The sequence below is a fragment of the Mesorhizobium sp. GbtcB19 genome, from assembly GCF_019091085.1.
GTDB lineage: Bacteria > Pseudomonadota > Alphaproteobacteria > Rhizobiales > Rhizobiaceae > Mesorhizobium.
In genome coordinates this window covers 22,107-37,714 of the sequence record NZ_JAGXJY010000030.1, presented here as the reverse complement: position 1 = coordinate 37,714, position 15,608 = coordinate 22,107, and the positions used below count along the sequence as shown (strand labels likewise).

At 63.9% G+C, this 15,608-nt stretch carries 13 protein-coding genes; 4 read left to right on the top strand and 9 right to left on the bottom strand.

Annotation, left to right across the window (positions count from 1 at the left end):
- Nucleotides 1-4: 4 nt before the first annotated feature.
- Entirely contained in the window at nt 5-1,003 is a 999-nt protein-coding gene (locus KVT37_RS29695) for a GlxA family transcriptional regulator (protein WP_095819786.1), read from the top strand.
- 112 nt (nt 1,004-1,115) lie between these two features.
- Entirely contained in the window at nt 1,116-2,777 is a 1,662-nt protein-coding gene (locus KVT37_RS29690) for a VWA domain-containing protein (RefSeq protein WP_217578581.1), read from the top strand.
- Between the two features lie 64 nt (nt 2,778-2,841).
- On the opposite strand, the gene edd is transcribed toward KVT37_RS29690, so the two are convergent.
- Genes edd through zwf form a run of 3 tightly spaced genes read right to left on the bottom strand, consistent with a single transcriptional unit; the run spans nt 2,842 to nt 6,893 of the window.
- Nucleotides 2,842-4,665, bottom strand: coding sequence for a phosphogluconate dehydratase (gene edd, locus KVT37_RS29685; protein WP_217578580.1), 1,824 nt, complete (start codon nt 4,663-4,665; stop codon nt 2,842-2,844).
- Between the two features lie 60 nt (nt 4,666-4,725).
- Nucleotides 4,726-5,442 carry a 6-phosphogluconolactonase gene (gene pgl, locus KVT37_RS29680; protein ID WP_217578579.1) on the bottom strand — a complete coding sequence of 239 codons (717 nt, stop codon included), beginning with the start codon at nt 5,440-5,442 and terminating at the stop codon, nt 4,726-4,728.
- Nucleotides 5,424-6,893 (bottom strand): glucose-6-phosphate dehydrogenase, encoded by a 1,470-nt coding sequence (gene zwf, locus KVT37_RS29675; protein ID WP_217578578.1) that lies wholly within the window; start codon nt 6,891-6,893, stop codon nt 5,424-5,426. The genes pgl and zwf overlap by 19 nt, the downstream gene beginning before the upstream one ends.
- A 307-nt stretch (nt 6,894-7,200) precedes the next feature.
- Here zwf and KVT37_RS29670 point away from each other — a divergent pair, with 307 nt between their 5' ends.
- A complete protein-coding gene (locus KVT37_RS29670) occupies nt 7,201-7,947 on the top strand; it encodes an SDR family oxidoreductase (protein ID WP_217578577.1) in 747 nt (248 codons plus the stop codon).
- Nucleotides 7,948-8,063: 116 nt separating this feature from the next.
- Nucleotides 8,064-9,383: a Mur ligase family protein gene (locus KVT37_RS29665; RefSeq protein WP_217578576.1), complete on the top strand. Its 1,320-nt coding sequence runs from the start codon at nt 8,064-8,066 to the stop codon at nt 9,381-9,383.
- On the opposite strand, the gene KVT37_RS29660 is transcribed toward KVT37_RS29665, so the two are convergent.
- The 6 genes from KVT37_RS29660 to KVT37_RS29635 form a co-directional block, all read right to left on the bottom strand.
- Nucleotides 9,367-10,266, bottom strand: a complete 900-nt coding sequence (locus KVT37_RS29660) for an SH3 domain-containing protein (protein WP_217578575.1) — start codon at nt 10,264-10,266, stop codon at nt 9,367-9,369. The two genes, KVT37_RS29665 and KVT37_RS29660, sit on opposite strands and share 17 nt — an antisense overlap.
- A 259-nt stretch (nt 10,267-10,525) precedes the next feature.
- Complete coding sequence (locus tag KVT37_RS29655; protein ID WP_217578594.1) at nt 10,526-11,812, bottom strand: FAD-binding oxidoreductase; 1,287 nt, start codon at nt 11,810-11,812, stop codon at nt 10,526-10,528.
- An 85-nt stretch (nt 11,813-11,897) separates the two neighbouring features.
- On the bottom strand, nt 11,898-12,263 hold the full coding sequence (locus tag KVT37_RS29650; protein ID WP_217578574.1) for a four helix bundle protein: 366 nt from the start codon (nt 12,261-12,263) through the stop codon (nt 11,898-11,900).
- A gap of 44 nt (nt 12,264-12,307) precedes the next feature.
- Nucleotides 12,308-13,741, bottom strand: coding sequence for a glutamine synthetase family protein (locus tag KVT37_RS29645; RefSeq protein WP_217578593.1), 1,434 nt, complete (start codon nt 13,739-13,741; stop codon nt 12,308-12,310).
- 95 nt (nt 13,742-13,836) lie between these two features.
- Entirely contained in the window at nt 13,837-14,784 is a 948-nt protein-coding gene (locus KVT37_RS29640) for an ATP-grasp fold amidoligase family protein (RefSeq protein WP_217578573.1), read from the bottom strand.
- Between the two features lie 11 nt (nt 14,785-14,795).
- A complete protein-coding gene (locus KVT37_RS29635) occupies nt 14,796-15,608 on the bottom strand; it encodes a class I SAM-dependent methyltransferase (RefSeq protein WP_217578572.1) in 813 nt (270 codons plus the stop codon).

Here is a 15,608-nt window from a genome sequence, read left to right as displayed (position 1 = left end):
ATCCTTGCCGAATCTTACTGCTCCTGTTGAACGGCCGATCACGAACGATCCCGTTCAGGGCGGCCGTCAGTTCGGCTTTCTGCTGGTCGACAAATTCTCGATGTTTTCGCTGGCGGCGGCCATCGACTGTTTCCGCTCGGCCAACCGCCTGCTCGGCCGCGATTTCTATGGCTGGACGACGATTTCGGCCGATGGCGACGCGGTCATGGCCTCGAACGGCCTGCCGCTCAAGATCGACTATTCGGTTGCCGACATGCCGCCGGTCGACATCCTGTTCGTCTCGGTCGGGCTCACCACGGAATTCCCCGGCAAGAGCAAGGTGCTGGCCGCGTTGCGCAGTTGGGGACGGCGCGGCAATGCGCTCGGCGCGCTGTCGGTCGGCTCCTATCTGCTGGCCGAGGCCGGGCAGCTCGACGGCTACCGCTGCACCATCCACTGGGAGAACCGCGCCGGCTTCATGGAGCGCTTCCCCGACATCAACTGCACCGGCAACGTCTTCGAGATCGACCGCAAGCGCTACACCTGCGCCGGCGGCACCACCTCGATCGACCTGATGCTGGAGATCGTGCGCGGCGATTTCGGCTCCAACCTCGCCAACGGCGTCGCCAACCAGTTCCAGCACGAGCGCATCCGCTCGGCGGGCGACCGCCAGCGTGTCGGGCCGGAGCGCGACCTCACCGGCAAGTCGGAGAAGCTCAGGCGCATCGTCGAACTGATGGCCGACCATCTCGACGAGCCGCTGTCTGCGGTGCAGCTCGCCAAATCGGCGGGGCTTTCGGTGCGCCAGGTCGAGCGCCTGTTCCTGCGCCACCTCAGCGTGACGCCCGGCCGCTACTATATGCGCCTGAGGCTGGAACGGGCGCGCGAATTGCTGCGCCAGACCAACATGCCGATCCTCGACGTGGCGATCGCCACCGGCTTCACCTCGCATTCCTATTTCGCGCAGAGCTACAGGCTGCAATTCGGCCGCCCGCCCTCGGAAGAACGCCGCACCACCTACTGATTCCCAGGCCCCACAAGCGAGTGCCGAGCACGGCGTCTCCTGCAGACTTGTTTCCTGACGCTGCGTCAAATAGCTTTCCGGACGCGGACGGGGGTTCACTCAGGAGATTTCTATGGCGGGACTGGCACGGAGCGTCGCTGCGGCGATCCTCCTTTTGTCGATGACCACGTTTGGCTATGCCGCCAACAAGGTCATTATCATCCTCGATGCATCGGGCTCCATGTGGGCCCAGATCGACGGCAAGCCGAAACTGGAAATCGCGCGTGAATCGCTGCGCACGGTGCTGCAGTCGGTTCCGGCCGACGATGAGATCGGCTTCATGGCGTATGGCCATCGCACCAAGGGCAGCTGCGACGACATCGAGCTGATCGTGCCGCCGCAGGCGGGCTCGGCCAGCGCCATTTCGGCAGCGGCCGACAGCATGAAATTCCTTGGCAAGACGCCGCTGACAGCCGCCGTCAGGCAGGCCGCCGAAGCGCTGAAATACACCGAGGACAAGGCAACGGTGGTGCTGATCACCGATGGGTTGGAGACCTGCGGCGGCGACCCCTGCGCGCTTGGCAAGGAGCTGAAGCAAAGCGGCGTCGACTTCACCGCAGATGTCGTTGGCTTCGGCCTGACCGCCGACGAGGGCAAGCAGATCGCCTGTCTCGCCGAGAACACCGGCGGCAAATACATCCAGGCTTCGGACGAGAAGGCGCTGCAGGAGGCTCTGGTCGAGACGGTGGCGGCTCCGGCACCGGCCCCCGCGCCGGCTCCCGAACCGGCGCCGGCTCCCGCGCCGAAAGCCGCCGAGGTCGACTACAATCTTATCCCGCAGGCCTTCCTGAAGGAGGGCGGCGAGGCGCCGAAGTCCGACGTCTACTTTGAAATCTTCAAGGACGATGCCAAGGGAACCGGCGGTGAGCATGTCGACTACGGCTACAACACCGTCAAGTTCCACCTTGACGCCGGCAACTACATCGTCGTCGCCACAAGCGGCGCCGCCAGGGCCGAGCAGAAGGTCTCGCTGACGGCCGACAAGGCGACGCAGCCGGCGCTCAACCTCAACGCCGCGGAGATCTCCATCCATGCGCGGCCGGCGCCCGGCGCCGATGTCGATCGTTCCGCGCAGATCAGCATCGCCTATCCCGGTGGCACCTCGGATGCGAACTATGGCGAGGTCAAGTTCGTCGTTCCGACCGGCGAGACCAAGGTCACCGTGCATCTGGGGGCCGGCGAGGCGAGCGAGACGATGCAGCTCGTCGCCGGCCAGGTCGTCGACAAGGACATGATCGTCGGCGTCGGCAAGGCCAAGGCCAACGCCTTCTACACCCAGGGTGGCGAAAAGGCGGGCACGGACGTGTCCTGGAAAGTCTACAAGGCGGCCGAGAAGCTCGACGGCACCCGCGATCAGGTGACCTACGCCTACGGCCCCGACAGCCAGTTCGACCTGCCGCCCGGCGACTATGTAATGGGGGTGGAGGTTCAGGCCGTCTCAACCGAACAGCCTTTCAGCGTGACGGTCGGGCAGATGACCGATGTCAACGTGACGCTGAATGCCGGCGTGCTGGCCGTCGACGCGCCAGGCGCCGATGGCTTCAAGATCTATGAGGCCAAGAAGAACATCCAGGGCGAACGCAAGCAGGTGACTTACGCCTATGGCGAGAAGATGCAGACCACGCTTGCCGCGGGCGACTACGTGCTCGTGACCAATTTCACGACCGACAAGGCTGACAAGGAAACGCCTTTCACGATGAAGGCCGGCGAGCGCAACGAGCTCACCGTCCAGTAGTACCGCGGTCAGGACAAACAGAAAGGGCGACCTTGGGCCGCCCTTTTCATTTGAAGCCGGTACCTCAGGCGTTGCCGAACGCAGCCGCCCCATGATCGGCGCGGCCGACCAGCTGCCGGAACCCGGCGAAGAGCTCACGGCCGAAGCCGAACTCGTTGCCGATCAGGTCGGCATCCGCCGTGCGGCGCAGCGCGAATTCCGTCCCCGGCACCAGCACTTCCAGAGTGCCGGCATCGGCATCGAGCCGGATGACGTCGCCGTCATGGATCCTGGCGATCGGTCCGTCCTCGACCGCTTCCGGCGTCACATGGATCGCCGCCGGCACCTTGCCGGAAGCGCCCGACATGCGCCCGTCGGTCACCAGCGCGACACGCTGGCCGCGATCCTGAAGGATGCCGAGCACCGTTGTCAGCTTGTGCAGCTCCGGCATGCCGTTGGCCTTCGGCCCCTGGAAACGGATGACCGCGATGAAATCGCCGGTGAGCTGCCCGGCCTTGAAGGCGTCGTTCAGCGCCTGCTGGCTGTCGAACACCTTAGCCGGCGCCTCGATGACGCGCCGCTCCGGCTTGACCGCCGAAGTCTTGATGACGGCGTGGCCGAGATTGCCGCCGAGCACTTTCAGGCCGCCAGTCGACTGGAACGCTTGCTTCACCGGTGCCAGCACCTTCTCGTCGCCGCTCTGCAGAGGTGCTGCTTCGCGCACCACGGCGCCGTCGTCGCCGAGTCTCGCCTCGACAGCGTAGGGCCGCAGGCCTTCGCCCCACACCGTCTGCACGTCCTCATGCAGCAGGCCTTCGTCGAGCAGCTCGCGGATCAGGAAACCAAGCCCGCCGGCGGCATGGAAGTGGTTCACGTCGGCAAGCCCGTTCGGATAGACGCGGGCGAGCAGCGGCACGGCTTCCGACAGGTCGGAAATATCCTGCCAGGTCAGCGAGATGCCCCCAGCTGCCGCCATCGCGATCAGGTGGATCGTATGGTTGGTCGAGCCGCCGGTGGCGTGCAGGCCGACGACGCCGTTGACGATCGAGCGCTCGTCGATCATGCGCCCGACCGGCGTATAGGCATTGCCGAGGGCGGTGATGGCCAGCGCCCGCTTCGCCGCTTCCCTGGTCAGCGCATCGCGCAGCGGCGTGCCCGGATTGACGAAGGAGGCGCCGGGCGTGTGCAGGCCCATGATCTCCATCAGCATCTGGTTGGAATTGGCGGTGCCGTAGAAGGTGCAGGTGCCTGGCCCGTGATAGGATTTGGACTCTGCCTCCAGCAGTTCAGCGCGGCCGACCTTGCCTTCGGCATAGAGCTGCCGGACCTTTGCCTTCTCGTCATTCGCCAGGCCCGTCGTCATTGGGCCTGCGGGGATGAAGACGGCCGGCAGGTGGCCGAAAGTGAGCGCCCCGATCACCAGCCCGGGCACGATCTTGTCGCAGACGCCGAGGAACACGGCCGCGTCGAACATGTTGTGCGACAGGCCGATAGCCGCCGCCATGGCGATCACGTCGCGCGAGAACAGCGACAGCTCCATGCCGGGCTGGCCCTGGGTGACGCCGTCGCACATGGCCGGTACGCCGCCGGCGACTTGAGCGATGCCGCCCGCTTCACGCGCCGCTTCCTTGATCAGCGCCGGGAAGGTCTCGAAGGGCTGATGCGCCGACAGCATGTCGTTGTAGGAGGTGATGATGCCGAGGTTCGGCACGCGGTCGCCGCCGAGAGCGATCTTTTCCGACGGGCTGCACACGGCAAAGCCGTGGGCGAGGTTGCCGCAGCCCAGCACCGCGCGGTTGGCGCTGCGGCCGGACGCCTCCGCGATGCGGCCGAGATAGGCTTCGCGGCCGGCCTTCGAACGTTGGCGAATGCGTTGGGTGATGGCTTCGATATCGCGTCTGGCTGTCATGGTCCGTCCTTTCGAGCCCGGCGACGTCCTCCCAGCGCCGTCGGGACCGTCTTGTTGCAATCAGGGTGCCCAGAACACCTCTATTGGTCTCGGCGCCGCCTCGAGCACTCTGCGGATGGGCTTTTTCAAACCCGGTCCCATCGCGCCGTTGAAGGCGGTGCGCTTGTCCTCGCCTTCGATGTGCAGCGCCACGAAGCCGGCGGCGACGATGCGCGCCATCGACAGCGTGAGCCGCGGCTCGCCGCCGCTCGCCGCGTGCACGGGTACAACGATCCGCCGCGAAGCCGGGTCGAGCAATTCCTCGAGGTTGCCGGCATCGGGAAAGAACGAGGCCGTATGGCCGTCGCCGCCCATGCCGAGAATGACCACGTCGAGCGGCCAGGGCAGCGACCGCAGTGCCTCGCTGTCCGTTGCTGCTGCGTCCTCGATGCTCGCCGCCTCGTGGTAGAGCGGCACGAAGCGCGCCGCCGCGGCCTTGTTCTGCAACAGGTTGGCCGCCACCAGCCCAGCATTCGAGCGCGGCGAGGACGGCGGCACGAAGCGCTCGTCGACCAGCGTCACGACAACCTTGTCCCAGACGATCGGGATCGCGGAAAGTGCTGCAAAGAATTTCGCCGGTGTCGTGCCGCCGGAGACCGCAAGCAGGGCGGTGCCGCGTTGTGCGATCGCGTTGGTCAGCAGGCCGGCGACATGGCTGGCAAGCGCCGCCGCCAGCTGCGGGCGATCGGCAAAGCCGTTCCAGTTGAAATGCGGTTCGCTCAATTGCTCTCGTGCCATGTCCGTCCGTCACGTTCGATGAGCGCGATGGAGGCCGACGGCCCCCATGTTCCGGCCGTATAGCCCTGAGCTTCCTGCTTGGCGCTTTCCCAGGCGTTCTGGATCGGGTCGATCCATTTCCACGCCGCCTCGACTTCGTCGCGGCGCATGAACAGCGTCTGGTTGCCGCGCACCACATCCATGATCAGCCGCTCATAGGCGTCCGGCGCCCGGCCCTGGAACGACTGCGCGAAGCTCATGTCCAGTGAGATCTGGCGCAGCCGCATGCCGCCCGGTCCCGGATCCTTGATCATGATGTACTGCTTGACGCCTTCGTCGGGCTGCAACCGGATCACCAGCTGGTTGGCGAAGATCGGTCCGGCGCTGTCGTCGAAGATCGAAAAGGGGATCGGCTTGAACTCGATGACGATCTCCGAAACCCGGCTCGCCAGCCTTTTGCCGGTCCTCAGATAGAACGGAACACCCGCCCAGCGCCAATTGCCGATCTCGGCCCTGATGGCGACGAAGGTCTCGGTGGTGCTGTCCTTGCCGAGTTCCTCGACATAGCCCTTGACCGGGCCGCCCGCCGAAGCGCCGGCGCGATACTGGCCGCGCACCGTGTGCTTGGGCGCCTCGTTGCCGTTGATGCGCTTCAGCGCCCTGAGCACCTTCAGCTTCTCGTCGCGCACGGCGTCGGCGTCCATCGAGGACGGGGTTTCCATGGCGACCAGGCAAAGCAGCTGCAGCATATGGTTCTGCACCATGTCGCGCAGCGCGCCGGCCTTGTCGTAGTAGGTGACGCGGTCCTCTAGACCCACGGTCTCGGCGACCGTGATCTGGACATGGTCGATATGCGCCGAATTCCACAGCGGCTGATAGAGCGCGTTGGCAAAGCGCAGCGCCATCAGGTTCTGCACCGTTTCCTTGCCGAGGTAATGATCGATGCGGAAGATCTGGCTTTCGTGGAAATCGTCGCCCACCGCGTCGTTGAGCGCACGCGCCGAGGCAAGGTCGCGGCCGATCGGCTTTTCCAGCACGATGCGCGAGTTCTGCGTGATCAGCCTGTGTTCCTTGAGCTGGTGCGAGATGTCGCCGAACAGTGCCGGCGCCACGGCGAGATAGAAGGCGCGGATGCGGTCGCTATCGCCGATCGCCTTCTTGAGCTTGTCGAAGCCGGCGCCCGTGGTCGCGTCGGCCGAGACGTAGGAGAGGCGCGTCAGGAAGGTCTCAAGCTCCTTGGCGTCGACGTCGGCAGGCTTCACATGCTCGGATATCGCCTTCTTGGCGAAAGCCTGGAACTCCGCGTCGGTCATTTTCGCGCGCGACGTGCCGATGATGCGCGTCGGCTCGGAGAATTGCTGGCCGCGCTGGCGATGGTAGAGCGAGGGCAGAAGCTTGCGTTCCGACAAGTCGCCGGTGCCGCCGAAGATGATGAAGTCGAAAGGATCGACAGGGATGATCTGGCTGGTCATGGTCAGTCCGATTTGATGCCGGGCGCCGGCAGCGTGGTTGGTATATTCTAATCGATTTAAATTTTCCAGTGCCATGGTGTCACATGTGAGGACCAATCGCTTGCACTTGCATCGGCCCAGATGTTTCCCGACACTCACGCCGCCGGCAGGGCTTGTCGGCAAGCCGTGGCTTCCGGCAGCGTTCGCGCCTGCACCATAGAACGCGAATGTGACGAAAGCTAAGGGAGATATTGCCGGGCGTGGGGTGGCCGGACGGCAGGTGGAAAAGTCAGGTCAAAAGCTGCGGAATCCAATGAGCGGGAAAACCATGCGTCTGGAAGGAAAGGTCGCCGTCATCACCGGTGCCGCGTCGGGTTTCGGCGAAGGCATGGCGAAGCGTTTTGCCGAGGAGGGCGCGCGCGTGGTCGTCGCCGACCTCAACGCCAAGGGCGCCGAACGGGTCGCCGAAGAGATCGGCGCCAATGCGATCTGGACCCAGACCGACGTTTCGCTGCGTTCCGAATTCGACGAGATGATCTATGCCGCCAAGAGCGCCTTCGGCCGCATCGACATCATGGTCAACAATGCCGGCTTCACCCACCGCAACGGCGATATGCTGGGCGTCGATGAGGAAACCTTCGACCTGATCACCGCCGTCAACATGAAGGCGATCTACCATGCGGCGCTCGCCGTCGTGCCGATCATGGACCGGCAGGGCGGCGGTGTCATCCTGACCACGGCCTCGACGGCCGGGCTCAGGCCGCGGCCAGGCCTGACCTGGTACAATGCCTCCAAGGGCTGGGCGATCACCGCCACCAAGTCGATGGCCGTCGAACTGGCGCCGAAGAACATCCGCGTCAACTGCCTGTGCCCGGTCGCCGGCGAGACCGGCATGCTGGAGAAATTCATGGGCGCCGACACGCCGGAGATCCGCGAGAAATTCCGCGCCTCGATCCCGCTCGGCCGGCTCTCGACACCGCTCGACATCGCCAACGCGGCGCTGTGGCTGGCCTCGGATGAAGCCGCCTTCATCACCGGCGTGGCGCTCGAGGTCGATGGCGGCCGCTGTATCTGAGCCGCTCACATCGCGGCTTTCCGTTCCCGGTTGCTGTTGACGCCATCAGGCCGAGTCCCAGTTTGACTTGATGGTCCGCGGAAAGGATAACGGATCGGGGTAGGGGAAACTGGCGGTTGGTTGAGGTCAGTCTGCGCCAAATTCGCAACGATCTGGGCTGGCGATTGCGCCGCTATCGAGCAGAGCGCGCGCGTGCGCGAAGCAAGGCGACCTTCATCGGCATAACGGGCAGTTCAGGCAAATCGACTGCAACCAGCTTGCTTGGGCATATCCTGGCGGCTCAAGGCACGGTTCATACTCAAGTGCTGGCCAACACGCTCAAGGCACTTGTGCGCACGCTCTACAAGCGGATGAAACGCGCGGGCAAGGTCGACTACGTCGTCTTCGAGGCCGGCGCGTTTGAACCCGGCTCGATCCGAGGCATGGCGGAGATGCTGAAGCCGGACGTGGCGGTCGTAACGATGGTCAGGCTGGAGCATGTTACCCAATTCCGGACCATAGAGGCTGTCGCGCAGGAAAAGAGAGCGCTGGTTGACGCCTTGTCGCCGGGCGGGCTCGCGATCTTGAATGCCGACGACCCGCATGTGCTCGGGATGGCTTCGAGCGCAAGGGGCCGTATCGCGACTTTCGGCCAGTCGGAGGCCGCCGACTATCGCGTAACGGACGTCCAAGCCGCCTATCCGGACCTGCTCGGATTTTCGCTTCGCTGGCGCGGTGGCACCATAGACATTCGAACGCCGTTCCCTGGCGAGCACTTCTGGCTGCCGGCCGCCGCCGCAATCGTCACGGCGCTGGAACTAGGCGTCCCGCCCGAGCAAGTTGCGGCAAGGCTGGCATCGTTCGAACCCTTGCCGAACCGTTGCATGGTGCAGACGGTCGATGGCGGTCCGCAATTCCTCGTCGACACGGCCAAGGCGCCCTGGCATTCGATCGATATCACCATGGACATGATGAGGAAGGCCAGCGCCGCCCGCAAGCGCATCGTGCTCGGTCAGATTTCCGACTATGTCGGATCGTCGAGAAAATACGCCACTGCCTATGGAATTGCGCGCGATATCGCTGACGAGGTCATCTACACCGGTGACAATGCCCATCGCTCACGCGCCAGCCAGGCCGACCGCGACAGCGGCCGCCTCCTGGAGCTTCGTACCCCGAAGGAAGTTTCCGACCATATCAAAGAGACCGCTGTCCCCGGAGAACTGATCCTGCTGAAGAGCTCGTCCAATCTTCATCTGGAGAGGGTCGCGCTGGCCTGGACCCACGACGTCAGATGCTGGATTCCGGCATGCGGCAAGAAAGAGAGTTGCCAAGGCTGCGGGCTCTATGAGGTGCCTTTCGAGGAACACAAGTCCTTCCTCGCAAAGCGCAGGCTTGAGCGCAGAAGGCGCCGCTTCGGATGGCTGCTTGGCGGGGTAAGTCTTACGCGCCGGTCTTGACGTAGCTCTTATAGACCCAGCCGTGCTTGCCGTTATAGACGATCTCGCACCATTGCTTGCAGCCCACCACCTGCACCGACGCCTTAGCCGGCACCGTGGTGATTGCGGCGGCGCCCTTCTTCGGGCCCGTGCGCATGGTGACGGCCCTCAAAATGCGTCCATTGGCGGCCGCGCTGACTTTCTGCGGTTTCGGCTTGGCCTCGGCCGCGCTGTCCGCCGCTGCCGGCTGCGGATCGGGAACCTGCGGCTTGGCCTCGGGAATCGCAGCGGTCTGGGCGCCATCCATCTTGTCGTCCGGCTTCTTGGCAGTCGTCGGCGTCTCGCTTGCGGGGACGGGTACGACAACCTTGGACAGCGCGTCCGAGGCATCGTTTTCGGCGGAGGGCTCGGCGAAGGCCGTATCGGTCGATTGCGCTGCGTTGGTGTTTGCGGCCTGCTTGGATGGAGCCGGTTCGGTGTCGGCCTGGGCCGGCGCCGTCTGAGCGTCGGAAGCCGTCCAGCGCGGGCTGTTCGAAGACAGCGCCGGAATGCTGGCTACGCGGGCCGCCGTTGGCGGCGTAACCGCATCCGCCTTGCGCGCGGCCTGCGGCACCGCTGCCGCCACAGTGACCGCCGCGGCGGCAGGAGCGATCTTCGTGGTCTTCACCGGGATTGTCGGAACGGTCTGCTCGGCGCTTGCGGCGGCCACTTGCCGGCCATTGCCCGGAATGCACAGCCACAGCGCCACCCCAGCCACGCCAAGCAGCGCGGCGGTGCCCACCGCGGCAATCACCAGATGCGCGTTCGACTGTACCTTCTGCCAGAAGGATGGCCGAACGTCATAGCCGAATTGCATTGTAAAGCGCTGCCGTTCCGGCATGCCGAAACTGAAGGGCTCGTTCACTCAAACCACCTCCAACAAGCGGGCCGACGTTCTTTCGATCATTGCCATAAAGATTGGCCGTGATCGGCATCGGTCCCGAAATCATCGCGGGCAAGGCCCGCTAAACCCCCGGATTTTCGCCCATAATCGCATCTTTCACTGCTGATTATGGCATGAGTGAGCCAATTTGCGAAATTCTGCGCGTTCGTTAAGAATTCCACAACCCCCAGCGTGGAAGTCACCCAAGCCGATTCGATGACTTCGGCTCGAGCGGCCGGCTTCAAATCCGGTCGCGCAGCGCGAACCAGTTGAGTGCGAGAAACAAGAGTGGCGCGCGGAACCGGCGGCCGCCCGGGAAAGCAGGGATCTTGAGGTCCTCGATCAGCTTCAGGCGGTCGCGATTGCCGGCAACCGTCTCGGCATAAAGCTTGCCGAAGAAGTTCGACAGCATGACGCCATGGCCGGAATAGCCGCCGATCGAAATCACCTTTGGCATCACTTCGCGCACGAACGGCTTTCTCGGCACAGTGATGCCGACATAGCCGCCCCAGCCATGCGTGATCTCGACATCCTTCAGCGCCGGGTAGAGCTCGGCGATCTGCTTGCGGATGTGGATATGGATGTCCTTCGGATCGTTGACGGCATAGACCTCGCGCCCGCCGAACAGGAGCCGTCCGTCTTTCGATTTGCGGAAATAACGCACCACGAAGCGGGAATCGTCGACCGATTCGCCGCCGGGCAGGACTTTCGAGTCCGACCCCAGCGGCACGGTCGCGCCGATGAAGGAGCCGATCGGCATGATGTGCGCGGCGCTCACCGGTTCGAGATTGCCGCCATAGGCGTTGACCGCAATCAGGCCTCTGTCGGCGGTGATCGTGCCCCTCGGTGTTGTGACCCTCACCTTGCCGCCGCTGGAAATAATGCCGGTGGACGGCGTCTGCTCGAAGAGAAGCGCGCCGGCCGCCGCTGCCGCTATGGCCGTGCCGATCACCAGCTTCAGCGGGTGGATGTGCCCGGTGCCGGTGTCGCGCGCACCGCCGAAATAGCGCGTCGAGCCCAGCCGCTCCGCCGTCTCCGCCGCATCCATGAAGCTGACATGCGGATAGTTGAAGCGGCTCGCCATGATCTCGGCATGGCGCTTGTAGTCGTCAACATAGCGTCGCTTGTGGGCTACCGACAGCTGTCCCGGCATATAGTCGATGTCGATCGCGTTGGCGGCGGCGAAATCCAGGAGATGCGCCTTCGCCTCTTCGGCCATGTCGAACAGCGCCCTGGCGCGGGTAAGGCCGTATTCGGCCTCGAGTTCCTCCGCCCAGGCGCGCTGCCCGGTACCGAGCTGGCCGCCATTGCGCCCCGACGCGCCGTCGCCGAAACGAAAGGCGTCGATCAGCACGACATTCGTGCCGGCCTTGGCCAGGTGCGCGGCTGCCGACAGACCGGTGAACCCGCCGCCGATGATGACGACGTCGCAGGTCCGGTCGCCATCGAGCACCGGATACTCGGCACGAGGCCCAGCCGTGTCCTCATACCAGGACCGGCCGGGAGAAATCGGGGATTGATAGGGCATGACGCTCATAGGGCAGTAGGGCAGTAGGGCAGTAGGGCAGTAGGGCAGTAGGGCAGTAGGGCAGTAGGGCAGTAGGGCAGTAGGGCTAGTCCGTCGAGAGCTTTCGGATCAGAAGGCGTAGCAGCTTCCCGACGCTTTCACTGCGGCTCATCAAGGGGCCGATGGCTTCGGCGGGTGCAATTCCTACCCGTTGCGCGATAAGGAGATGGGTCTCCAACTCCTTCAGAGATCCTTGGGCGATCCTCAGAAATTGTTGGTAGGTAGCTCGGCTTTCCCGTCCATAGCCTTCAGCAATATTAGCAGGGACTGATGTTGCAGCCCGTCGCGTCTGCGCTGTTAGTCCATTGAGCTCTTCCTTTGGCCAGGATCTAGTTGCCTGATAGATCGAAACCGCGAGGTCCATCGCCTGCTGCCAAACGACCAAATCTCTATACGATTCGATCTTCGCCATCGTCCCCCTACTGCCCTACTGCCTTACTCCCCTACTGCCTTTCCTCACACATTCAGCAGCAAATATTCCCGCTCCCACGGGCTGATCACTTCCATGAAGGTCTCGAACTCGGCGCGCTTGATTGCGGTGTAGGTGGCAGCGAAGGATTTGCCCAGGATGGCGCCGAGCTCCGTGTCGTCCTCGAACAGGCCTACGGCCTCCAGCAGGCCGCGCGGCAGGTCGATCTCATCCGCATTGGCGGTCGTCAGCACCGGCGGTTCGGCCTTGATCTTGTTGTTCATGCCGACCAGCCCGCAAGCAAGCGACGCGGCCAGCGCCAGATAGGGGTTGGCGTCCGACGACGGGATGCGGTTTTCCACGCGCCGCGCCGCCGGGTCGGAACGCGGCACCCGGAAAGCCGTGGTGCGGTTGTCGTAGCCCCATTTGTTGTTGACCGGAGCCGAGGCCTGCTGCGTCAGCCGCCGATAGGAATTGACGTAGGGCGCAAACATTACCAGCGCGTTCGGCACATGCTTCTGCATGCCGCCGATGAAATGGAAGAATGCGTCGGTCTCGGAGCCGTCCTCGGCCGAAAAGATGTTTTTGCCGGTCTTCTTGTCGACGACCGACTGGTGGATATGCATGGCCGAGCCCGGCTGCCCCTGGATCGGCTTCGCCATGAAGGTGGCGTAGATTTCGTGCTTCAGCGCCGCCTCGCGGATGGTGCGCTTGAACATGAACACCTGGTCGGCGAGCTCGATCGGATTGCCGTGCCGCAGGTTGATCTCGAGCTGGCCGGCGCCTTCCTCGTGGATCAGCGTGTCGATCTCCAGGCCCTGCCGCTCGGAGAAGTGATAGATGTCATCGATCAGCTCGTCGAATTCGTTGACGCCGGCGATCGAATAACCGGCGCCGCCGCCGATCGGCCGTCCCGAGCGCCCGACGGGCGGCGTCAGCGGATAGTCCGGATCGGGGTTCTTGCGCACCAGATAGAATTCGATCTCGGGCGCCACGACCGGTTTGAGCCCACGCTCGTCATAGGCGGCAAGCACGCGCTTCAGCACGTTGCGCGGCGTGAACTCGACCGAGCGGCCATCCTGGTGGACGAGATCGCAGATCACCGCCGCCGTCGGATCTTCTTCCCAGGGCACCACGGTCAGCGTCGACAGATCGGGCAGCAGCTTCAGGTCGCCGTCATCCTCCGGGTAATGAAAGCCGTTGCCGTCCTCGGGATAGCCGCCGGAGATCGTCGTCATGAACACGGCCGAAGGCAGAGCCAGCGACGTGTTGGAGGTGAATTTCTTCGACGGCATCATCTTGCCGCGGGCAACGCCGGCCTGGTCGGGCGTGATGCACTCGATGTCCTCGATGCCGCGCCATTCGAGCCACTCGCTGGCTTCCTTCCAGTTCCTCACACCGCGCTGGTTTTTCAGGAACGCAGGCGTGCGGGCGCGTCCCCCCCGGCTTGACGGACGGACTTCCTTTTTCTCAGGCGGCATCATTCACCAGATTGTGTTGCGGATGTCGAAGTATAGCCGGGCGCCATGGGGGAAGGGAAGGGGAGGCGCTGGCGCTGCTTGTCTGGGGAATCGGCCTACGGCTTTTGCCGCTCGGTTGCATCGAGCCATCGCAGCAGCGCCGCCGCGTAGAATTTGCGCCAACCCCTTTGCGGCGTCGACACAAACCAGGACTGGCGGATGTCCCAGCTGTCGCCGGCCAGATCGCGAAGCCTGGTGTTGATGATGCCTTTTCCAGAGAGCGGATAGACCGAAAACTCGGAGAAATAGATCTCGCCGTCGATCTCGTAGAAGTCGCAGCGCATGTGGTCGAACGGTGCCGTCAGCCGCTCCGCGATCTCGCGCATCTGCAGAAACGATGGAGGCAGATCGATCTTCACCCATTGGCTGCCGCTGCCCGGCGGGACCGGTGCATAATTGCCGTCGCGATCGAAATGACTTTTCAGCTCGTTGCCCTGTCCGTCGCGCCGCGCGGCGTAGACGTAAGCCGTCTTTCCGTTCGAGATATGGAATTTATACTCCAGCGGAACCGGCACATCGTCCCGGATCAGCATCTCCTCAACGAAGATGAGCTGTCTCGCCCCCTTGTAGGCCCACTCGCCGAATTTCCTGCCGTATCGATTGCGCATCCAGCGCGCCGTTCGCCGCAGCAACTTCGCCCTGTCCACTTCGCCGTCGCGGATCATCATGTTCCAGCGGCAGCCATGATTGGCCTTCACGACGACATTGCCGGTGAGCAGCGCCGGTGGAATCTCTTTCGCGTCGCGGCCGCTCCACAACACCTTGGCCGTCTTCAGTTCGGGGCATACCGACAGGGCATATTGCTTGGAAGCCAGCTTGTCGCATGCCGTGACATAAAGGGGGTTGTGGTCGAATATCTTCCGCCACAAAAACTTGTCGACATAGGAAGCCGGTCTGGCCGGGTCGGGAAAGACGCCGCTGTGATCGTAGGTTCTCTTCCAGATCACCGGATACCGAAGCAGGCACCAGGCCATCGTCGCGGCCAGGATTGCACGATCGGCCACGCCGGCGGCCATCAGCTCGCGCTGCTGCGCCCGGAGGCGCCTGGCCGGAAGCGGACAAACACGTCGCGCGTCATGTTGCGCGACACGCGCGTGCGGCCGACGACCTCAAGCCGTCGGTCGAGCGTCTCTTCCGCCCGCTCCGACCACAAGCGGGCGAGCGAATACGGCTCCCACAGAACCAGCTGGAGGTTGGGAGGAGCAGTGTCGGCGACGCGCGACACCACAGCCGCCTTGGGCGAAACCATGCTGGCGACATAGACCACCTGCGCGCCGCGATAGTCGTGGTCGCGCCCGTTGCGGAATTCGGCGCGCATCCTGGTGTAGCCGAGTTTGGCGGCCAGAATATTCGCTGTCTCGACCGCTTGCGGCACGACATCCAGGCCGACTATCTCGGGAACCCGGGTCTCGTCATGGATGCGGAACATGGTGAATGGGCGGCCGCCGCAGCCAACCATCACGGCACGCGCGCATCGGCTGAAGTCGACATGCTCGAAGACCTCGTCAAGACGCTTGTAGGCGTCCTTTGAGGACATGACGCCGATGCTCGTTTTTTCCGCTGCAATCTGCCCGAACGACGTCGGCTCCTGCAGGTCCAGCATCTGCCTGATTTCCGCGACGTCTTGCGCATGGACCATTTCAATGAAAGCCCGCGTCAGCATGGGCCGATGGGAAAACAGCTCCGGATGGCTGTCGAGCAGCGCTTCGCCCGCTTCATGCCCCATGGCGACGCCGACATCACGAATGCCGTTGATCAGCTCCGTCGGCGTGCGCTCACCAGCGCTTGCCAGGAAGCTTTCCAGCTCGCCTTTCCACGATTTCAGCAT